This window comes from Embleya hyalina, assembly GCF_003967355.1.
Lineage (GTDB): Bacteria > Actinomycetota > Actinomycetes > Streptomycetales > Streptomycetaceae > Embleya > Embleya hyalina.
In genome coordinates this window covers 225,782-247,358 of sequence record NZ_BIFH01000021.1, presented here as the reverse complement: position 1 = coordinate 247,358, position 21,577 = coordinate 225,782, and the positions used below count along the sequence as shown (strand labels likewise).

The 21,577-nt window shown below is 72.5% G+C and carries 14 protein-coding genes; 3 read left to right on the top strand and 11 right to left on the bottom strand.

The window, feature by feature from the left end:
* Positions 1-11 precede the first annotated feature (11 nt).
* Genes EMA17_RS21740 through EMA17_RS21730 form a run of 3 tightly spaced genes read right to left on the bottom strand, consistent with a single transcriptional unit; the run spans position 12 to position 4,506 of the window.
* Positions 12-1,277 carry a sugar ABC transporter substrate-binding protein gene (locus tag EMA17_RS21740; RefSeq protein ID WP_126638747.1) on the bottom strand — a complete coding sequence of 422 codons (1,266 nt, stop codon included), beginning with the start codon at positions 1,275-1,277 and terminating at the stop codon, positions 12-14.
* Positions 1,274-2,683 carry an alpha/beta hydrolase-fold protein gene (locus EMA17_RS21735; protein ID WP_126638746.1) on the bottom strand — a complete coding sequence of 470 codons (1,410 nt, stop codon included), beginning with the start codon at positions 2,681-2,683 and terminating at the stop codon, positions 1,274-1,276. Before EMA17_RS21735 ends, EMA17_RS21740 begins: the two co-directional genes overlap by 4 nt.
* A 50-nt stretch (positions 2,684-2,733) precedes the next feature.
* Positions 2,734-4,506 (bottom strand): glycoside hydrolase family 13 protein, encoded by a 1,773-nt coding sequence (locus EMA17_RS21730; RefSeq protein WP_126638745.1) that lies wholly within the window; start codon positions 4,504-4,506, stop codon positions 2,734-2,736.
* Positions 4,507-4,720: 214 nt separating this feature from the next.
* Between EMA17_RS21730 and EMA17_RS21725 the strand changes: the two genes are divergently transcribed.
* Entirely contained in the window at positions 4,721-5,740 is a 1,020-nt protein-coding gene (locus EMA17_RS21725; RefSeq protein ID WP_126638744.1) for a LacI family DNA-binding transcriptional regulator, read from the top strand.
* A gap of 488 nt (positions 5,741-6,228) precedes the next feature.
* On the opposite strand, the gene EMA17_RS21720 is transcribed toward EMA17_RS21725, so the two are convergent.
* A complete protein-coding gene (locus tag EMA17_RS21720; protein ID WP_126638743.1) occupies positions 6,229-8,220 on the bottom strand; it encodes an elongation factor G in 1,992 nt (663 codons plus the stop codon).
* A 185-nt stretch (positions 8,221-8,405) separates the two neighbouring features.
* Positions 8,406-9,470 carry a helix-turn-helix transcriptional regulator gene (locus EMA17_RS21715; RefSeq protein ID WP_126638742.1) on the bottom strand — a complete coding sequence of 355 codons (1,065 nt, stop codon included), beginning with the start codon at positions 9,468-9,470 and terminating at the stop codon, positions 8,406-8,408.
* A 146-nt stretch (positions 9,471-9,616) separates the two neighbouring features.
* Here EMA17_RS21715 and EMA17_RS21710 point away from each other — a divergent pair, with 146 nt between their 5' ends.
* Together EMA17_RS21710 and EMA17_RS21705 are read left to right on the top strand one after the other, a co-directional pair.
* On the top strand, positions 9,617-10,183 hold the full coding sequence (locus EMA17_RS21710) for a GNAT family N-acetyltransferase (RefSeq protein WP_307721554.1): 567 nt from the start codon (positions 9,617-9,619) through the stop codon (positions 10,181-10,183).
* A gap of 37 nt (positions 10,184-10,220) precedes the next feature.
* On the top strand, positions 10,221-10,538 hold the full coding sequence (locus EMA17_RS21705; protein ID WP_126638741.1) for an NIPSNAP family protein: 318 nt from the start codon (positions 10,221-10,223) through the stop codon (positions 10,536-10,538).
* 81 nt (positions 10,539-10,619) lie between these two features.
* Here EMA17_RS21705 and EMA17_RS21700 read toward each other — a convergent pair whose 3' ends face one another.
* The 6 genes from EMA17_RS21700 to EMA17_RS21675 form a co-directional block, all read right to left on the bottom strand.
* Complete coding sequence (locus tag EMA17_RS21700) at positions 10,620-13,040, bottom strand: serine/threonine-protein kinase (protein ID WP_281290528.1); 2,421 nt, start codon at positions 13,038-13,040, stop codon at positions 10,620-10,622.
* A gap of 101 nt (positions 13,041-13,141) precedes the next feature.
* Positions 13,142-15,265: a serine/threonine-protein kinase gene (locus EMA17_RS21695; RefSeq protein WP_126638739.1), complete on the bottom strand. Its 2,124-nt coding sequence runs from the start codon at positions 15,263-15,265 to the stop codon at positions 13,142-13,144.
* Positions 15,266-15,366: 101 nt separating this feature from the next.
* The gene (locus tag EMA17_RS21690) at positions 15,367-16,236 is read right to left on the bottom strand and encodes a YwqG family protein (RefSeq protein ID WP_246126809.1); all 870 of its coding nucleotides are present in this window, start codon (positions 16,234-16,236) and stop codon (positions 15,367-15,369) included.
* Between the two features lie 185 nt (positions 16,237-16,421).
* Positions 16,422-16,832, bottom strand: a complete 411-nt coding sequence (locus EMA17_RS51880; protein WP_160161493.1) for a peptidase inhibitor family I36 protein — start codon at positions 16,830-16,832, stop codon at positions 16,422-16,424.
* Positions 16,833-17,214: 382 nt separating this feature from the next.
* The gene (gene ppdK / locus EMA17_RS21680) at positions 17,215-19,911 is read right to left on the bottom strand and encodes a pyruvate, phosphate dikinase (protein WP_126638736.1); all 2,697 of its coding nucleotides are present in this window, start codon (positions 19,909-19,911) and stop codon (positions 17,215-17,217) included.
* A 384-nt stretch (positions 19,912-20,295) separates the two neighbouring features.
* A complete protein-coding gene (locus EMA17_RS21675; RefSeq protein WP_126638735.1) occupies positions 20,296-21,474 on the bottom strand; it encodes a hypothetical protein in 1,179 nt (392 codons plus the stop codon).
* Positions 21,475-21,577: the final 103 nt, after the last annotated feature.

Here is a 21,577-nt window from a genome sequence, read left to right as displayed (position 1 = left end):
GTCGCTCCGGCTCAGCCGGCGGCGATCTTGGCGCGGATGCGTCCGGCCATCGCGCCGGTCAGCTCCCCCGGGTCGCCGTGTCCCTGGATGATGGCCAGTTGGGTCAGGCCCCAGTCGGCCCACACGCTGTCCATCGCGGGCAGGTTCGGCGTCGGCATGCCCGCCTGGGCGGCGCGGGCGAAACCGGCCACCACGGGATCGTCCTTGACCTGGTCGAGCACGGCGGTGGTCGCCGGGACCCGGCCGCCGGTGTCGTACAGGGCACGCTGCGCCTGCGGGGTGGAGAGGTAGTTGAGGACGAAGTCCTGGGCCAGGATCGGATTCGCCGACTTGGCGCCGACGAAGAAGCCCTGGACGCCGACGAACGGCCGGGCCGGGGAGCCGTCGGCGCTGGGCACCGGGTCGACCGCGAAGGGCACGTGTGCGGCGCGGAAGGTCGCCGCGTCCCAGGGGCCGGCGAGCAGGAACGGGGTCTTGCCCTTGAGGAAGGCGTCGGTGGCGATGTCGGCGGTGAGCGAGGTGGAGAGCACGCCGTCCTTGCCCAGGCCGCGCAGCCACGGGCCGAAGCGCTGACAGCCGGGGCCGTCCAGTTCGAGCCTGGTCCGGTCGTAGGCGCCGTCGGGCTTGGTGCCGAAGACCTGGCAGCCGAACGAGGTCTGCAGCGGGTACAGGTGGTACGGCGACCCGCTCTTGGCGTCGACCGGTACCGCCACCGGCAGCTCGGCCCGGCCCTGCTCGACCAACCGGCGTCCGGTGGCGAGCAGTTCGTCGAACGAGGCCGGAGCCTGCGGGGCCAGTTCGGTGTTGCGCAGGAGGGCGATGCTGTCGACGGCGTACGGCAGTCCGTACGTACGGCCCTCGTAGCGCATCGCCTCCAGCGCGACGGGGGAGAACGCGGCGGCGCGGTCGCCGAGTTCGAGCGGTGCGAGCACCCCGTTGTGGACGAGTTTGCCGAGCCAGTCGTGCGGTCCGACGACCACGTCGGGGCCCTGGCCGGTGGGGGCCTGGGAGACGAAGTCGTCGCGGATCTCGCCCAGGCCCTTCTGCACGACCTTGACCTTGACGCCCTTGTCCCGGGTGAACGCGGCGGCGATGTCCTGGAGCGGCTTGGCCCGGGCGTCGTCGGCCCAGACGGTCAGCGAGCCGTTGCCGGCCGCCGGGGCCGAGGCGGGCGGGGCGGTCTTGTCGTCGCCCTTGTCGCCGCCCCCGCCGGCGCACGCGGTGACGAGCAGCGTGGCGGCGGCGAGCACGGCCGGGAGCAGCAGTCGTGGTCTCACGGGGTCTCCTCGATGGGTGCGGTCGCGTCGGTTTCGGGCGCGGGGTCGGCGGCGGGCGTCGCGGGGGTCCGCGCGTTCGGGTCGGTCCAGGCGGGGACGTGCACGGTGAGCCGGCGGTCGCCGTCGTGGTGGAAGGGGTCGCGGATCGGGGTGCCGTCCTCGGCGAGGCCGTCGCAGCGCCAGCCGCGCCCGACCGCGCCGTTCAGGCCCACCCCGCGCGGCAGCCGCCAGGTGCCGTGGTGGACGCCGGCGGCGACGCGGGTGGTGACCAGGCCGGAGTAGTACACGGTCTCGTCGGCGGGCAGGTCGGCGGCGGTGGTCACGGTGACCTCCAACAGCGCGTCGGCGCCGCCCTCGACCACCTCCAACGTGCCCTCGGCGGTATGGCCGCCGGCCGTCGCGGTCAGCGCGACGGGCCCGGGCCGGCCGGGGGTGACCCGGGCCAGGCCGAGCGGGCGCAGCGCGTCGGCGGGGGTCCAGGAGAGCGCGGCGTCCAGCACCGAGTAGGTGCAGCCGTCGGCGCGCACGCCCACCGGCGCCACACTCACGTCGGCCTGTCCGGTGGCCACCGCGGGCCGCTCGGGCATGGTCAGTTCGACCAGCGGGAGGTCGGCGTCGCCGAACAGGTGCAGCAGCGCGCTGCCCACCCGCCGGGCCCAGGCGCTCTCGTGGTGCGGCGCCTGCGGATCCTCGTGGAAGCGCACCTCGCGGTCCGGCGCGTAGCCGAGATCGGTGACGAGGTGGTCGACCAGGTCGCGGGTGTGCCGCACGGTGATCAGGCCCTCCATGCCGCCGATGTCGATCCAGATCCGGGCCGGGCCGCGCGCGGTCTGCCGGTGGTGCACCGGTGTCTCGGCGAGGGTGATCGGGTCGACGAAGACCAGGAACGGCGAGAGCACTCCGGCCAGGCCGAACACGTCGGGGCGGCGAAACGCCAGGTGGTAGCTGACCAGGCCGCCCATCGAGGAGCCGAGCACGGCGGTGTGCGCCGGGTCGTCGGTGATCGGGTACCGGTCCGCGATCAGCGGGCGCAGTTCCTCGATCAGGAAACGCTCGTACGACTCGCCCCGGGACAACGCGCGCGGATCGCGCGGGTAGGGCACGTAGTGGCTGTACTCGGCGCCGCGGTCGTCGCGTCCGTTGTCCACGGCCACCGCGATCAGCGGCGGCAGCAGGCCGGCGGCGATCAGCCGGTCCAGGGTCTCCTCGACCCGCCAACTGGGTTCCAGGCCGGTGCGGGCGAACACGTGTTGCCCGTCGTGCAGCCAGACCACGGGGTACGGTCCGGCCTGCCGGTCGTAGCCGGGCGGCAGGTACACGTGGACGTCGCGGACGTTGTCCAGGTGCGTCGAGCGCACGTTCGACAACGTCTCGATCACGCCGCCGGTGTTCGGGGGCAGGGACATGCGGGGTGACTCTCCCGGGGTGGGGGCGGGGGCAAAAGGCTCGGTTCGGGTCACGGGCGCTCCACCCGCCAGACGTGGAAGGCCGGTCCGTCGGCGGGCATCGGCTCGCCGGGGCGCAGGTCGGGTCCGCCGGTCAGGCTCCGCGCGGCGACCGGGGCGGCGACCGGGGTGTGCGAGGCGCGGTCGACCTGGACGAGCAGCGTCTCCTCGGGCAACCACCGCTCGAACAACACGGTGTCGGCGGCGCAGTGCAGCCAGCGCAGGCCGCCCTCGCGCAGGGCCCGGTGTCCGCGCCGCAGCGCGATCAGGTCGCGGTAGACGCGGTGGGTGTCGTGGTCCCAGCGCGCGGGGTCCCACGGGAACGGCCGGCGGCCGTCCTCCAGATGCACCCCTTCCACGCCGACCTCGTCGCCGGCGAACACCATCGGCAGGCCCGGCAGGGTGAACAGCAGTGCGGCGCCCAGGTGTTGGCGTTCGCGGCCGGCCATCGAGCGGAAGCGCTGGGTGTCGTGCGAGTCGAGCAGGGTCAGGTTGTGGGTGTACGAGCGCCAGGGCAGCAGGGCGGCGAAGTCCCGCATGACGGCGGCCAGATCGGCGCCGCCGTAGCCCGGGATCGGCCCGGGCACGCCCCAGAACTCGGTGAGCGGCGCGTCGGCGAGCCACCCCCAGACCGGCCGGGTGAAGCCGGAGTAGGCCATCGTGCCCTGCCAGCCGTCGCCGCGCAGCGACGCGGAGGCGTCGTGCTGGTGCTCGGCCAAGAGCAGCGTGTCCGGCGCGGCGGCGTTCAGCGTGGCGCGGGTGGCGCGGGCCACTTCGGCGTTGCGGTCCTGGGTGCCATGGCGGCCGGCCGACTGGGCGACGTCGATCCGCCAGCCGTCCAGGCCGAAGTCCCGCGGGTAGCGGGCCACCACGGAACCCGCACCTTCGTACAACCGCGCCCGCAGCTCGGCGGAGGCGTGGTCGAACTTCGGCAGCGTATCGACCCCACAGAACGAGGCGTAGCGGCCTCGATCCGCGCCGTCGAAGTAGTAGAAACCCGCCTCGGCGGAGTCCGGTTCGGCCTGTCCGCGCCGGAACCACTCGTGCCCGTCCCCGGAGTGATTGAGCGTCAGGTCGCCGATCACCCGCATGCCGCGCCGGTGCGCCTCGGCGGTCAGCGCCCGCAGCGCCTCGTCGCCGCCGAGCAGCGGGTCGACCCGGTCGAAGGTGGTCGCGTCGTAGCGGTGGTTGGAGCGGGCCGGGAAGAACGGGGTGAGGTAGAGGACGTTGGCGCCCAGCCCCCGGATGTGGTCGAGCCGGTCGAGCACACCCCACAGGTCGCCGCCGTAGATCTGCTGGAGCGCGCCCGGGGTGCCCCACGGGACGGGATCGTCCCAGGCGGCCGGAGTGGCCCAGTCCGGGAGGATGTCGCTCTGCCGGGCGGAGCGGGCGAAGCGGTCCGGGAAGATCTGGTACACGACCGCGTCGGCGGCCCAGGCGGGCGGCGCCGGGTGGGTGGTGAGGGTGAAGTCGCCGGTGTCGGGCACGTCGCGCGAGGCGATGCCGGCGCCGGTCAGCCAGCGGTTGCCGGTCGGGGTGTCGAGCAGGAAGCGGTAGCCGAACTCGGTGCTGCCGACCTCGACCTCGACCCGCCACCAGGTCTCGTCGCCGTCCACCCGATCCACCCGGGCCTCGGTGAACACCGGTTCGCCGTCGAGCTTGGTGCGCACGTGTACCCGCTTGGTGCCGGCGTCGGTGCGGCCGCGCACCAACAGCTCGACGCGGTCGCCCGGTTGCGGCGACGGGTTGCTCACATAGCCCGGCGAACCGTCGTGATGTGCCACTGTGTTACAGAGTGTTTCCGGTGGGTGCATGGTGTTTGCGACTCCGAAACGTGCCGTTCATCAGGTCGAATGCCGAGGAGCGTAAAAGCTCGACATTGACGACTGCAACACTCTGCAACATGTTTCAAAGATTTTGTTGCAACGACGAAACACGTTTCGCTAGCGTGTGCGTGTCCCCCGTGCGCTGTATCCGCCGAAGAGAGGTGACCATCGCGTGACACCAGACCGCCTATCGGTCCGCAGGATCGCCGACCGGATCGGGGTGAGCGCGGCGACCGTCAGCCGGGTCCTCAACGACAAACCGGGGGTCGCCGAACACACCAGGACCCGGGTCCTGGCGGCGATTCGCGAGCAGGGCATGGTCGCGCCGGCCCCGGTCGGCCAACCCTTCGTCGGCATCATCGTGCCGGAGCTGGAGAACCCCGCCTTCGCCCTGCTGGCCGGCGCGGTGGAGGCACGGCTGAGCCAGTACGGGGTGACCGCCCTGATCGGCAGCTCCACGAAGCACGGACCGACCGAGCTGGACTACATCGAAACGCTGTTACGGCGTGGCATCGAGGGACTGGTCCTGGTCTCCGGACGGCACGCGAACCCCGAGGCCGACCACGGCTTCTACTGGCACCTGCACGGGAAGCACGTGGCGATGGTGCTGGTCAACGGCGGCGTACCGGGCCTGCCGGTGTCCACGGTCACCACGGACGAGGCGGCCGGCGCGGCGATGGCGGTGGCGCACCTGCACAGCCTCGGGCACACCCGGATCGCGCTGGCCGGCGGCGAGGAGTTCTACCGCCCCTCCCGCCACCGCCTGGCCGGCTATCGCGCGGCGATGACCGCGACGTTCGGCGGCTGCGACGACGCGCTCTACGTGGAGTCCACCTACTCGATCACCGGCGGCCAGGCCGCGGCCCGCCGCCTCCTGGACGCCGGCGCCACGGCGATCATCACCGGCAGCGACCTGATGGCCCTCGGCGCGATCTCCGCCGCCCGAGAATCCGGCCGCCACGTCCCGACCGACGTCTCGGTAGTCGGCTACGACGACTCATACCTGGCCGCCCACAGCGACCCCCCACTGAGCACGATCCAACAACCCATAGAACAAATGTCCACCGCGATCGCCACAGCCATGTGGCAACAACTCCAGGGCTACCACGTCCCCCACGTAGACCACCGCTTCGCCCCCCGCCTGGTGGCAAGAGCCTCCACAACAGCAGCCCCCACCGGGTCCAACGCATGAAAACACCACCCCAGAGGCCACCAACCGCAGCCCACAACACCGAAACAACCACCCCGTCCGGCACCTGAGCACACCGAGCCGGAGACCACCACCAACCCGCGGCCTCCAACATCCGCAGCACCCAAACACGTCAGCCCGTCCGACGCCTGAGCACACCCGGCCGGAGGCCAAACCACAGCCCCCACCGGGTGCACCCAACCCGAACCAGCCCGTCCGGCGCTTGAGGACACCCGAGCCGCAAGCCACCACCAAACCGCAGCCCCCGACACTCGCGACACCGAAACAATCAGCCCGTCCGGCGCCTGAGGACACCCGGCCGGAGGCCAAACCACAGCCCCCACCGGGTGCACCCAACCCGAACCAGCCCGTCCGGCGCTTGAGGACGCCCGGGCCGCAGGCCACCACCAAACCGCGGCCTCCGGCACTGGGCGCACCCAACCCAGCCCGTCCGGCGCCTGAGGACACCCGAGCCGGGTCAACCCGCGACCTCAGCCGCCCCGAACCCGTCCCAGGGAGTGCAACATGTAGCGCTCACGGTCGTACGGGTCCGCCCCCGCACGCTCCCGGGTCGGAATCGGGTGCCCCCCGAACGGCCGATAATCCTCGAACTCGCTGACCAGGACCCCCTCCCCCCGCGTCAGCCCCGGCAACCGCCCCGTAACCCCATGCACCATCGCCGCCGGAAGGCTCCCCCGCACCAGGAACCGATCCCCCCGCGCCACCTGCTCCTCCGGCACCGCCCGCGCCGCGGAGAGCGCCGACAACACCGCCCCCAGGCAGTCCGCCGGAGTCTCCACCTCGAACCGATGCGTCGGCTCGAACACCCGCGTCCCGGCCCGCCGCAACGCATCGGCCACCACCAGCGGCGTCACGCTCCGGAAGTCCCCCGCCGCACTCACCGGACTGAAATACCCGGTACGGGTCACCGTCACCGTGCAGTCCAGCACTTCCCACCCGTACAACCCCTGCCGCAACGTCCGGCGCGCACTCTCCTCGATCGCTCGATGGAACGCGAGCGGCAGCCCACCCAACTCGACCCCCAACCGCAGCTCGATCCCACTCCCCGGCGGCGCCGGCTCGACCCGCACACCGACCGTGGCCCAGAAGTAGGTGGGCCCGTCCGCGTCCATCTCCTCCATCGCCTCACCCGGCCCCACCGGGCGCTCGAAGTACAGCGGCCGTGACTCGGCGAACGCCACCCGCAGACCGAACTCCTCGGCCAGGGTGGACCCGATCACCTCCTTCTGCACCTCGCCGTACAGGCGCACCGAGATCGCCCCCGACGCCTCGTCGCCCCGCACGTCGATCATCGGGTCCTCCTCGGCCATCCGCTGCAACGCGGCGAACAGCGCGGGGCGTTCGCCCGGTTGCCCGGGCGTGACCTCCGATTCCAACGTCGGCGGCGCGAACAGTCCGGTCCGGGGCAGCCCATCCGCCGACCCGAGTTGATCGCCGACCCGCGCCTGCGCCAGACCCCGCACCTTCGCGATGGTGCCCGCCGTCGCATCCGCGTCCCGGACCCCCGTACCACGATCGAAGACCTGCACCCCGGAGGCCCGCACGGTCGACTCGACCACACCGCCCCCGTGTTCGCGCCGGAACAGCGCGACCGAGTCCCGCGCCCGAAGCACCCCGCTCCAGGTGCGCACGTAGGCGATCTTCTCCCCCGCGCGCCCCCGCTCGATCTTCAACACGACCGCCCGCAGAGGCTCTTGCCCCACCGTCGCCTCGACCCGCGGCAACCACGCGGCGATTCCCCGCACCAGGTGCTCGACCCCCTCCCCGGTCAGCGCGGAGCCGAAGAACACCGGGTACACCCGGGCCTCCCGTACCTGGCGGCGCAGTTCGCGCGTGTAGTCCGCCGCCGTGACCACGATCCGGTCGTCCAGGTACGCGTCCACGAACGACTCGCCATGGTCGGCGAACGCCTCCGCGAGCCGCTCCGCGAACCCCGGGTTGCCCACGTCGAACGGCGCGAATCGCGCGTCCGCGGTACCGATCCCGGCCACCGACCCCATCGCGACGCAGCCGGGCCCCAATTCGGCGGCCAGCGCGTCCAGTACCTCCCGGCGGCGCGCGCCCATCCGGTCGATCTTGTTCACGAACACCAGGACCGGAATCCGCAATCGGGCGAGCGAGCGCATCAACACCCGGGTTCGGGCCTGCACGCCCTCCACCGCGGACACCACCAACACGGCGCCGTCGAGTACGCGCAGCGCCCGCTCCACCTCCGCGACGAAGTCGGAGTGGCCGGGGGTGTCGATGACATTGACCTGGAGGTCGTCCACCCGAAACGCCACCACGGCGGAACGGATGGTGATCCCGCGCCGACGCTCCAGGTCGAGCGAGTCGGTCTGGGTACTGCCGGCGTCGACACTGCCGACCCGGGAGATCACTCCCGCGTCGAACAGCAGACGCTCGGTCAGGCTGGTCTTCCCCGCGTCAACATGCGCGAGGATCCCGATGTTCAGATGGTTCATGACGGCCAGAGGCTCCCGCGACTGCACTGATGGGACGAATTCCGTAGAGACCGCTGAACCCTCGGCGCATGACGTTCCTCTCCGAACGAACTCATCCCATGTGACACAGTGCGTCTGGCACCCTAACACCGCCCCGACGCGCGCCCACGATCTTTTCCCGGGGCACGCCCACCGGCCCACGACCGCTACTTTGGCGGCAGCTCACCCTGTACGACACGGGCGATCAGCGCCCGGCGACTGGACACCCCGGCCTTGGTGAAGACGGCCTTCAGATGATCCTGGACCGTGTACGGCGTCATCGCCAGGAGCCGGGCGATCTCCCGGGTGTCACAACCGCGGATCGCCTGCAGCGCCACCTCCTGCTCACGCCCGGTCAACCCGAACGCGGCCAGGTACAGCGGCATCGTCTCGGCCGGCGACGCGGGCGAGGCCACCACCCCGACATGACCGTCGGCGAGACCGTCGACCAGCGAGGCATGCAGGACGAACCACCGCCCGTCCCCGGTACGCACCCGAATCGGCACCTGCGAGGCGAGCGCCCCGGACGCGGCCCGCCGCGCGTGCTCGGACACCATCGCGAAGGCGGTGGGCACCGACATCACGGCCGACGAGTCGTCGGCGAGTTCGACGAGCAGCCGCTGGGCCCGCTGATCCGCCGCGACCAGGCCGTTCGACGGACCGAGGATCACCATCGCGGGCGTCTGGTCCGCCGGGAGCGCCCACGCCGGAGCGGCGTGGCAGGCCCGCAGCGCGTTGCCGATGTGCCGCGCGGCGACATCCGCCAGGTCCCGCTGCCGGCCCAGAAAGGGGCCGTGCTCCCGGCCCCGCATGAACGCGGCACACCCCCAGCGCCCGCCCTGCGTGTCGAAGACCATCCGCAATTCGTCGCCGAACCCGGCCGGGGCGAGCTGCTCCCGGAATCTCATCGCCCGTTCCGGCCGCCCCCGAGTCGCCCGACTCAGCGTCTCCGCCCGGACCCCACTGCGCCGGATCGCGGCGAAGGAGGCGATGTCCTCGTGCCACACCTCCATCCGCACGGCCTCGCGAAACCCCGCCATGCTCAGGTCGTTGCTCACCACGGAGGTGACGAGCCCGGTGGTGGGATCCGCGGTGTGCCAACAGACCGCGTCGTATCCGAGCACATTCCGCAGCAGTTCGTCGGCCCGCGCGAACACTTCGGCCGCAGGCCGACCCGATGCGGCCAACTCCCTTAAACCATCGATGACTTGCTTTGCAGCACCCGATGCCATGGCGGGAACGTAACACGCTGGAACCAACCGCGTCCGCAGTGCGACGACAGGTATTGCGACGGAACCGACCGCCGATCGACGCCCTCGTGCCTGTTCCACGCGTCGCGTCGCGTGCGAGGATCGGGGCGATCGGAAAGGGGTCCCCGATGGCACGGGAACACGAGAACGGCACACGTTTGCCGGTACGGGTGCGGGCGGTCGACGTCGACACCGGCGCCGTGTCGGTCTTCCTGACCATGCTCGACAGCGCGGTGGCCTGGCTGACCGCCGCCGGGCGACCCGGCCAATGGGGCACCGAACCGTGGTCCACCCGCCCGGGGGGCGAGGCGCGCGTCGAGTCGGTGATCCGCCAAGGACACGCCCGTCTGGCCGAGATCGACGGTGTCCCGGCCGGGGGCTGCGTCTTCTCCGACACGCCCTCCGCGTACATCGACCCGGTCGACGAACCCGAGTTGTTCATCAACCTCCTCGTCACCGACCGCCGCTTCGTCGGCGCGGGCGTCGGCGCCGCCCTGATCGCGGACGCCCGCCGAGAGGCGGCGAGCCGCGGCGTCGACCTGATCCGCGTCGACTGCTACGGAGGCGACGACGGCGCCCTGATCCGCCAATACCGCAGCCTGGGCTTCACCCCGGTCACGCCCTTCACCGTCGAACGCCCCGACCAGCCCCCGTGGCCGGGTCAGTTGCTGGCCATGCGGCTGAACTCCGGCTGATCCGGCACGCCGGCCGGCCACCCGGCATCATGAGCGCATGATCACCATTCACCTCAAGTACGAGATCGACGCCGACAAGCTCGCCGACTTCGAGGAGTACGGCCGCCGCTGGGTTCACCTGGTCAACCGCTTCGGCGGCACCCACCACGGCTACTTCCTGCCGAGCGAGGGCGACAGCGACATCGCCTACGCCCTCTTCTCGTTCCCCGGGTTCGCCGCCTACGAGCAGTACCGCATCGACAGCGCGGTCGACCCGGAATGCCGGGCCGCGATCGAACTGGCCCGTACCACCGGCTGCATCAAGCGCTACGAACGCCGCTTCCTGCGCCCCCTCGACGCGAACCCGCAGCCGTAGACCCCCAAGTCCGCGGCCGCCTCCACACGGCGGCCCATCGCCTCCTACGCCCGTACCCTCCCACCCCGGGCCGAGCCGTCGTCACCGGGCGCGCGGCGACAAGGCGGTCAGTCTGTTCGAGGCGAGGAAGAGGACTCCGTCGCCCGCCGTCAAACGAAGCCTTCCGGTTCCGAAGCGGATCGTTCGTACGAGCGTGGCGTCGGACGGGTCGTACGAGCGGAGCTCTCCGTCTCCGTCGGGGGTCTTGTCGACGGTGTGGAGCAGGCCGTCGACCACGACCGGGCGGGGAGGCGGAGAGTCCACGTCGTTGAGCAGCGGCGCGGACCAGAGCACGTGGCCGTCCCGGGCTCCCACCGCGACGAGTGCGCGGGTGTCCTGGATGAACGCGGTGTCCCCCACGATCACGGGCAGGCACGCGTCGCCGGGTATCGTCACCTTCGCCGACACCTGGACCGGCCGGGTCCACAACCGGCTTCCGTTCGTGGTGTCGAAGGCCCGAATCGTTCGGTCGTCGCCACCGACGTACATGACGCCGTTCGCGATCAGGGGCTCGGCGCCGCGCTCGCTGTGGTCGAGCACGTTGCCCGACTCGTCACGCCCGTCCGGCGCGAACTGCGGGGCCGCGGACCACCGGGGCGCACCGGTGGCGCCGTCCAGTGCGAACACGGTGTATCGGCCGTTGCCGACGTACACCGTGTCCGGCGTCGGGCCCACGGGGTGGGAGGGCTCGTCGTCGCCGGGCAACTCGCGTACCCATAAAGGTGCTCCCGATCGGGGCTCGTACGCGGCGGCGAAGCACGCCCCGGTGCCGATGCCGGTGTTCCCGGTCACCACGAGGCGGTTGGCGAGGAGCACCGGCCCACCGGTCACGCGTACGTATCCGGCTTTCCCCCCGGTGACTTCGCGGCGCCACGCGATCGTGCCGTCGCGGCGGTAGGCATGCAGGACCGGCAGGGCGCCGATGGCGTCGCCGGGGACGGCGCCGTACACGAACGAGTCGTCGGCCGCGATTCGTTGCCGATCCGGGCCGATTGGCGACACGGGCTTGGACCAGCGCGACACACCGGTGTTGATGTCGCGGACCGCGAGTTCGCCGAGGGAGCGAGTCACCAGCACATCGGCCAAGGCGAGCAAAGCGGATGAGTCGGACATCAGCAAGCTGTCGGTGCCCTGGGAGCGCCACACCTCGCGACCGCTCCCAGCATCCAGGCAAAGGAGGGATTTCGTCGCCGGATCGGCGACGAATACCCGTCCACCCGAGGCCGATTTCACGAACGGCATCCTCGACTCGGCGGTCCACAGCGTGTCCGGCGAGGACCCGCCGCCGTCCGAACGGGTGGCCGCCCACGCGATCGTGCCCGCGGCGGCGAGCCCGCCGGCGGCGAGCAACGCCCGAAGCACCCGGCGGCGGCTCGGAGCGGCGTCCACGGCGACCGGGGCCATGAGCCGCGGCGGCGGCAGCGTGCGCGGGAGTACCGCTCGTGCGCGTTGCGCGCGGGCAGCGGAACGGCGGGCCGGACGAGGGGCGGGCGGCGCCGGCTCGTCCGGGAGGTCGCCAGGTGTCGGCCGAGCGTCGTGAGATGCGTCCGGGGCGAGGGACACCGTGGTCTCCGCGAGCGCCTCTCGCGCGCGGGTGGCCTGCTCGGCGATCGACCCGGTGAGCGGGACGGGCATCCAGTCGCCGGGAACCGTGACTCCGGCTCCCGATCGATGCCCGTGCCCGGCCCCGTCCGGAAGCAGTCTCACCACCAGGTCCGCTGTCGCGGGCCGGGCTTCGGGGTTCTCGGCCAGGCACTCGATGAGCAGTTCCCGCAGCGAGGGATCCGACACAGCGCGCAGGTCGGGCGGTCCGGCCGTGATCCGGTGCAGGAGGCCGGGCGCCCCACCAGGGACCTCGCCGAGAGGCGGTGCTCCGGTGACGCAGTAGACCAGGACCCCGCCGAGCGCGTAGACGTCCACCGCCGGGCCGGGTGGCCGGCCGAACAACTGCTCCGGCGCCATGTAGGGCAACGAGCCGAGCACGGCCCCCGATTCGGTGACCGTGTCGCGGTCGTCCGCGCGCGCGACGCCGAAGTCGAGGACGCGCGGACCGTCCGACGTCAGCAGGATGTTCGACGGCTTGAGGTCGCGGTGCACGATTCCCGCACGATGTATGGACACCAGTGCTTCGGCGAGTCCCGCGCCGAGCACGCGCGCCACCGGATACGACAGCGGTCCGTGGTCCGTGACCGCCCGCAACAGCGAGACACCGGGCAGGTACACCGTGGCCATCCACGGGCGCGGCATGTCCCCGGAGTCGACCACTGCGGCCGTGAACGCCCCGCCCACCGCCCGTGCGGCGGCGATCTCGTGGGCGAATCGCTCGCGGTATCCGGGGAGTTCGGCGAGGTCGGCGTGAACGACCTTGACGGCCACGGACATTCCCCCGGGCGACCGGCCGAGGAAGACCTCGCCCATACCGCCTTCACCGAGGCGAGCGCTCAATCGGTACGGGCCGATCACGGCTGGATCGCCGGGGCGCAGCGGCTGCACGTGGCGGACTTCCTTTCTCGGGCCGGCTACCGGCGGCGGTCAGGGGTATCACGCGTCGACACTCGGCGATGTCACTCCACGCGCAGCGCCTCGATGCGCCCCGTGCCCGTCCACACCACAAGGAAACGGTTCGGCGCGGCGAGCAGAGTCCCGGCGTGCGGGTACGACCAACGCCGGACGCCGTCGGCGGCCGAGAGGGCGTAGACCTTGTCGGAAGACGCGTACGCGGTGCCGCCGATCGCGACCGGCGGGCGTTTCATCGGCGCGCCGGACAAGAAGCGCCAGATGCGCGTGCCGGTCTCGGCGTCGAGGCAGTGGAGCGCGCCGACCAGATCCCCGACGTACACCCGGCCGTCGGCGATCGTGGGGGCGGCGGCGATCTCGGCGTCGGCCGTGAACGACCAGCGCTGCCGCCCGGCCGGCGTCAGGGCGTACAGCTCCGTGCCCGCGACGAAGTAGGGGCCCTCGTCGGCCGCGGTCACGATGCCGCGCCCGGCGGAGCCGAACGTCCAGCGTGTGGCGGCGTTTTCGGGGTCGAGCGCACGTAGGCCGGCGTATGGGAGGTACAGCGCGTCCCGGAAGACGAGGGGCGGTGTGACGTGGCCTGCGCCGGGGGTCGCCGTCTCCGGCATGCTCCTTGTCGTCAGAACCCGGCCGTCGGACGTGGCGTACGCGGTCAGGACACCCTCGCGGCTCATCAGCCACAGCCGATCGCGCCACAGCGAGGGTGCACTGGAGAGATCGGCGAGATCGGCGACCCGCCACCGAGTCCGTTCGACGCCGGACCGGATATCCACCGCGACGAGTCGGCTCGCATCGGAGAAATACACGGAGTCCGCGTCGCACACGGGCGGGTCGGCCTCGAACTCGGTGACCGCGCCCCACAGTTTGGCACCGTCCGCCGACGCCACCTTGTCGAGTGACCTGGCCCGCGCGAGGTAGAGCGCGTCGCCCCCGACGGTCAACTCCCGGGCGTCCTCACCGGCCTCTTGACCCCACACCACCGGCACCGGCCACACGGGCGGGGCGGTCGGCGACGTCGACGGCTTCGCCGCCGGGGCGTCCGTGGCGCCGAACAACGGAAACCTCGGGGCGTACACCATGTACGTGACCACCCCCGCCGCGGCGCCGCCGACCAGCAACCGACGGGTGAGCGGGCGCATTCCGCCCGACTCCGATGGCGCGACCACCTCTCGGGGGCCGATCACGACCGGATCGTGCGCCGCGACACCGCTCCCCGCACCCGGCGGCCCGTCGTCACTCGTCTCCACCAGGCCCGATCCCAGCGTGCGTTCCGCTTCGGTACGACTGTCCTCGACCGCGCGCGCGACCTCCCCGGACAGCCAGTCACCACCGATGGCCGCCCGCGCCGTGCCACCGACCCGCGCCAACACGTCCCTCGCGTCCGGCCGCGCCGCCGGATCCCGGGCGAGGCACGCGGCGGCCGACTCCGGCAGATCCGACCCGGGAAGCGCCGCCCGCATGCCGGCCAACCGGGGCTCCTCACGCATGGTCCGAACCAACAGCGCGGACGCGGGACCCGTGCCGTAGGGCCCCTCCCGAGTGGCCGCGAACACCAGCACCGCACCGAGTGCGAACACATCGCCCGCCGAGCTCACTCCACCCTTCGCCAGTTGCTCGGGCGCGAGGTAGCCGGGCGTGCCCAGCGTGCTGCCCGGCGCCGTCACGGTCGTGTCGCCCGTGACCCGCGAGATGCCGAAGTCGATGACGCGCGGCCCCTGTTCGCCCAGCACGATGTTGCTCGGCTTCAAGTCGCGGTGCACGACGCCCGCCGCGTGCATCGAGGCCAGCGCTTCCGCGAGCGCGGCTGCCAAGCGGCGCAACGCCGGTTCGGACAACGGCCCGTACGTCCCGACGGCGTCCGCGAGCGTCACACCGGGCAGGTAGGCCGTGGCCAACCACGGGCGTTCGCCCGCCGCGTCGTGATCCAACACCGGCGCGGTGAACGCCCCGCCGACCCGCTCCGCCGCCCGGACCTCCCGCTCGAAACGCGCCCGGAACGCCGGGTCGCGTGCGATACGCGCGTGCACGACCTTGACCGCGACCGGCCGCCCCGACCGGCTCCGCCCCAGGAACACCCGTCCCATACCACCGGCACCGAGCACGCCGACCAGGTCGTACCCGCCGATGCGCGAAGGATCGTCCGGCCCGAGTGCGTGCACCAAACCCCCCATGCCGAGATCGCCCGGGCTCTCCGACCCATCGACCCGAGAGCTTCCCGACCCGCGATCAGCCTATGCCCGCGCTTTCGCCCCGTCACCGGTGCTCCGGGCGCTCAGCACTGGGCCACCAGGCGGGTTCGGGTGAAGTTTCGGTCGGTGAGGTCTTCGGGGCGGATCAGCCAGTACAGGGTCCCCGCGTCGCCCCACTCCATCCCCGCGTCCTCGTCGCCGTCGAACTGGGCGAGGAGCAGCCAACGCCCGGCCTCCGCATCCAACGGCGGGTCGCCCCAGGGGCGTTCGACGCCGAGATCCGCGTTCGCGATCTCGTATTCCACCGGACCCTGAATCGGCACGGCGTGGCCGCCGATCCGATGGCCGATCCGGCCGTTCAGTTTCCCGAAGGCACGCCGGAACGGCCGCAGCCCGACCGGGATCTCGCGAGGTTCGGGCCACGGGTCACCGGTGCCGAGCAGGGCCTCCCGTACCTGCGGCAGCCAGAGATCGGGGGCACTCTGCTCGACCTCGGCCGCCAACTCCACCCGCGGGTACGGTGCCGGCTCGCGGGGCACGTCCGCCGGGGAGACCGGTGTGCCCTCCGGGACGTACAGCACCCGGGCGCCGACCCACGTCGCGGGATCGTGGATGGAGACGAACGCCGGCTCGTCGTCGCCATCACTGTCGACCCGGCCGTCGAAGTAGAAGAACAGCAGCGTCCCGTCGCACGGAAAGCCCGGAGCCCGCCCGGCCGCCGGCAGCGCCGCGCACCGCACCGAGGCAATGAACGACAACGGCCCGACTCCCGGCCAGTCGGGCCAATCGACCCCACCCGGCAGCTCCGGCACGCCGCCGAGGACCGCGGCGACCTGCTCGCCGGCGCCGGCTCGGCGCAGCCGAACGCAGGGACGCAGCAGCGCGATCCACCGTTCGGCAAGGTCGGCGGGCAGGTGCTCGGCGGCAAGGCGGGAGTATCGCTCATCGGTCATGTCGACCATGATCCCGCCGGCCTCCGACATCCCGGACCACCGACCACCGACCACCGACGACCCGCGGGCCGGTCCCGCACCACGCGCGAAAGGCCCGGGGCCGCCATCCCTCGCGGGACGGCGACCCCGGGCGGTCGTACCGAAGTGCCCGAGCCCTGTCGGCCGTGGGTATACCGGCCGGGGTGCTACCGGCCGAAGTCCTTGCCGACGACCAGCGGCCGACCGGCCGTGTCGGCGGACGCGAGGTCGCGCCCGGCCTCGACGCGCCCGTCCACCGTGTACTGGTAACAGGGGAATCGAATGCACACCACGGAGCGACTCACGCCGTGGAGCACGTCGAAGCCGGTTCGGTTCGCGATCGACAGAACCGGCTCCCGGATCGTGTACCCGGCGTCACCGCGCTCCTCGATCGCCCGCGCCGGGACGACCGTGCGCGTGCCCGTGAGGCTCTCCCCGCTGTAGACGCAGAGGTTCCCCGTCGGGCAGGAGGTGTCGGGAGCGGCGGCGTCGGCCCGTGCGGTGGGCGCGAAGGCGAGCGCGCCCGAGAGAGTGCCGGCAACCACGCCGGACGCCACGGTGGCGAGTGAGCGGTACATCGACGTTTCCTCATTCCTTGTCGTGCGTTTCACCTGGTTGGATTCGTGCCGATCTCGTCGGACCTGCCCCGCCGCCCCGGTGGGCCGTGCGGTTGGTTGGCCCGGCTCCGACGCAGGCCACGTTTCCCTATCGACAGCGGTGCGTGAAGCCCCATTTACGGACAGTGGCGACACGCTCTGTTTCGGCCTCGTCACCGAAAGTGGACAAGGCGCTCGATGATCATGTGACCAGTCGACTACACCCGGTGAAATCCCGGAGAACGGCCGAGCGGGCCGAAAGTGAAGAAGCCCCTCCTCGGCACGCTCCCGAGGCCCGCCCATCCACGTCGCGCACAACCCCCCGACCACTCTCGGACATCACCGCATGGCCGATTCCGAAGGGTCACGGATTCCGATTCCGGATGCGGGTATCGCCCGCCGCCGTCGCGCGGGCGGCTTCCAGGCGGGTGCTCGGCAGGCGGTAGGGGGAGCAGGAGACGTAGGTGATGGGGAGGCCGGCGAGGTAGTGGATCGACGTCGGGTCACCCGCGTGTTCGCCGCAGACGCCGATGCGGAGATCCGGCTTCGTGCGGCGCGCGTCGGTGACGGCGCTCTCGATCAGCCGGCCGACACCGGCGCGGTCGAGGGTTTCGAACGGGGAGACCGGCAGGATGCCGCGCTCCAGGTAGACGGCCAGGAACGAGGCCTCGGCGTCGTCGCGGGACAGGCCCCACGTGGTCTGCGTCAGGTCGTTGGTGCCGAACGAGAAGAAGTCCGCCTCACCCGCGAGTTCGGCCGCGGTGAGCGCGGCCCTGGGCAGTTCGATCATCGTGCCCACCGGACACCGCACCGCGACGCCCGCCTCCCGCCCGACCTCGGCGAGGACCCGTTCCACCTCCGCGCGGGCCGGGCGCAGTTCCTCGACGGTGGCCACCAGCGGGATCATGATCTCCGCCCTGGGGTCACCACCGGCCCGCAGCCGGGCCACCGTCGCCTCGGCGATCGCGCGCACCTGCGTGGCGATCAGGCCGGGGACGACCAGGGCCAGGCGCACCCCGCGCAGCCCCAGCATCGGGTTGCGCTCGCGCAACCGTTCGCCCGCCTCGTACATCCGCACCTCGCGTGCGTCCGGCTCCCGCCCCGCCGCGCGCTCCCGGGCGATCCGTACCGCCGATTCGGTGTGGTCGGGCAGGAACTCGTGCAGCGGCGGGTCGATCAGCCGGATGGTCACCGGCAGGCCGTCCATGGCCGCCAGGATGTCGGTGAAGTCGCGGCGCTGGAGCGGCAGCAGGGCGTCCAGGGCCTGCTTGCGGTCGGCGTCGTCGCGGGCCAGGATCAGCTCCTCGACGAGCCGGCGCCGATCGCCCAGGAACATGTGTTCGGTACGGCACAGGCCGATCCCCCGGGCGCCGAAGCGCCGGGCCCGGGCCGCGTCCTCGGCGGTGTCGGCATTGGCGAGCACGTCCAGCCGACGCGTCGCGTCGGCCCGGTCCAGGAAGCGGGCGACCGCCTCGACCACGCCGGGCGTACGCTCGCCGGTCTCCAGGTAGTGGGTGACGGGCGAGGCCACCAGCGGCAGTTCGCCGAGGTACACGGTGCCGGCCGTGCCGTCGACCGAGATCGTGTCGCCCTCCGCGACCACGGTCCCGTCGGCCGCCGCGGCCCGCCGGCCCTCGACGTCGATGTCCAGGTCGGCCGCACCGCAGACGCAGACCTTGCCCATGCCGCGCGCGACCACCGCCGCGTGGCTGGTCTTGCCGCCCCGGCCGGTGACCACGGCCTCGGCGGCGATCATCCCGGGCAGGTCGTCCGGACTGGTCTCGGGCCGGACCAGCACCACCGGCTCCCCCGCCTCGGCCCGCCGGGTCGCCTCCGCCACGTCGAACACCGCCGCGCCGACCGCCGCGCCGGGCGAGGCCGGTACGCCGTGCGCCAGCGGCTCCGTGTCGGCGTGTGCGTCGAAGCGCGGGAAGGTCAGCTGGTCGAGTTGCCCGCCGTCGACCCGCGCCAGCGCCTCGGGCCAGTCGATCACGCCCTCGTCCACCAGCGCGCACGCGATCCGGAAGGCCGCCTCGGCGCTGCGTTTGCCCACCCGGGTCTGCAGGATCCACAGTCTGCCCCGCTCGACGGTGAACTCCACGTCGCACAGGTCGCGATAGTGCGCCTCCAACAATCCCAGGCATCCGATCAGTCGTTCGTACGCGGCGGGATCGAGCCGTTCCAGATCGTGGAGCGGATGCGCGTCCCGCACCCCGGAGACCACGTCCTCGCCCTGCGCGTCGGGCAGGTAGTCGCCATAGCCGCCGGTGCGTCCGGTGCCGGGGTCGCGGGTGAACGCGACGCCCGTGCCCGAGTCGGGCCCCGAGTTGCCGAACACCATCGCCTGTACGGTCACCGCCGTCCCCAGGTCGTCGGGGATGTGCTCGCGTCGCCGGTAGACCCGGGCCCGCTCGCCGTTCCAGGACCGGAACACCGCGAGCACCGCGCGATCCAACTGCTCCCGCGGATCCTGCGGGAACTCCTCGCCGGTGTCCGCCGCGATCAGCGCCCGGAACTCCCGCACGATCGCCACCAGGTCGGACACGCCCAACCCCAGGTCGTCGGCGACGCCCGACTCGGCGCGCCGCCGGGACAACACCGCCTCGAACCGCGCCGCGGCCACGCCGAGCACGGTGGTCCCGTACATCTGCACCAGTCGGCGATAGGAGTCCCACGCGAAGCGCTCCCGGCCGCTCGTCTCGGCCAGACCGAGCACCGAGGCGTCGTTGAGGCCGACGTCGAGGATCGTGTCCATCATCCCGGGCATCGAGAACCGCGCCCCCGAACGCACCGACACCAGCAGCGGATCGTCCGGTTGCCCCAGGCGCCGTCCGATCGACTTCTCCAGGTCGGCCAGATGTTCGTCGATCTCCCGGTCCAGGCCGGTCGGCGGCGCGCCGGTGCGCAGGAAGACCCGGCAGGCGTCGGTGCTCACCGTGAACCCGGGCGGTACCGGCAGGCCGAGCCGCGTCATCTCGGCGAGGTTCGCGCCCTTGCCGCCGAGCAGGTCGGCCCGATCGCGGGAGCCTTCGGAGAAGTCGTACACGTACGCGCCGGCCATGGGCGTCCCCTTCCTGCGCGGCGACCCGCGACGGGCGGGGGCCGTACCGGGGCCGGAGGCGACGGCGCCGAGCGCGGTGGGACCGAATCGGCGCGGCTCCTCGCGCGGTCCGCCGCGAAGCACCCGATCCGCAACGCCCGATCGGCGGCGCCGCCCGGGTCCGGGAGCGACCCCGGACGCCCTCGTGGCGTCGACACCGGCCGTCTCTCACGATAGCGCCGGGTGGGCCCGGTGACCGGGCGCACGGTCCGATTTCGCCGGTTTCCGGGACGGTCGGGCGGGGTCCGCGCGGCGCACCTCGATCTCTACTCGACGTTCAGGGTCGACGTCTTCGGCTCCCTCGACCGCCTCGATTCCGGCTTCGGGGTTCGGCGGCCGTCCGGATCAGCCCTCGGTCAGCCGCAACACCAGGTGGGCACGGTCGATCGCGGTCAGCACCGGGCCGGGCGGAACCGCCGCCGCCCGGGCCCGCTCGATCAGCGTCGCGGCGTCGGTCCGGGCCAACTCGGCCACCGTGCGCCCGCCCAGTACGTCGGCCAGGTGCGGGGTGTCCGCGACCGCGAGCAGGGCGCGCGCCGGCAGCGCCCGGACCGCCGCCGGGTCGTCGGCGGTCAGCACGTCCTCGGCGTGGCTCTCGGCGAAGGCGTGCGCCGCGGCCTGCCGGGTGACCTCGCCCCACCGCGCCCCCGCCTGGCTCTGGCCCGGTTGGCCGCAGTAGAAGCCGAATCCGCCGAACGAGGCGGCGAAGCGCCGGTTGTACAGCGGGTCGACGGTGAGCCGACCGTCCGCCGACGCGGTGAAGTCGGCCAGCACCACCCACGGGTCGGTGGGGCACGACGGGCACGGCCGGGTGCCGATGCCGGTGATCCGGGAGGAACAGCCGGTGGTCTCCTGGAGGGTGTCGTCGATCCCCTCGAGGTAGGCCGGGGGCAGCGTGTCCAGCACACCGAGCACGAAGCCCTCCCGCACCCGGCTGTACTCGCAGGCCGTGTCCTCGCATCCGCACCCCGCCGCCGCCACGGGAGCGGTGAGGCATTCGTCGTACCGCACCGCCAGGTAGTACGTGCGCCCCGGTTCGCGGCGCCGGCGCACCGGCGCGCACCACGGATCGGTCGGCGGCGGACAGCCCTCCGTCCCGCCGGGCAGCGCGTCGCGGACGTCCACCCGCAGCGGATGCTCGATCACGATCTCGTCGCCGTACGGCCCCAGCACGTAGCCGGCCGACACGTCGAGCAGCCACGGCCGCCGGCCGCCGTCGCCGATCCGCACGGGGTTCACGGTCGCCCCGCACACCACGCCCCATCCGTGCAGCAGCCGGTTGTGGCGGCGCATGCGCTCCAGCAGCCAGACCCCGGTCTGCGTCAGGTCCTCCGGGCCGACGAGTTGTCCGCCGAACCAGCGGGGGCGCAGCCGCCCGGTCGCGTGCCCCGCCAGGCAGTCCCCGCACCCGCAACCACCGGAACCGGACCCGCCGGTCCCGGCGCCGCCCCCGCCGCACCCACAGCCGCACCCGCCCGGCCCGCCCGGCGCCACGGGCCGGATCGTCTGCTCGTACCCGGTCAACGTCCCTCAGCTCCTCGATATGCGTGTCGGTGTGCGTGTCGGTGTGCGTCGTGGCATGCACCTCGGCATGCGCCTTGGCAGACGTCTCGGCAGGCGTCTCGGT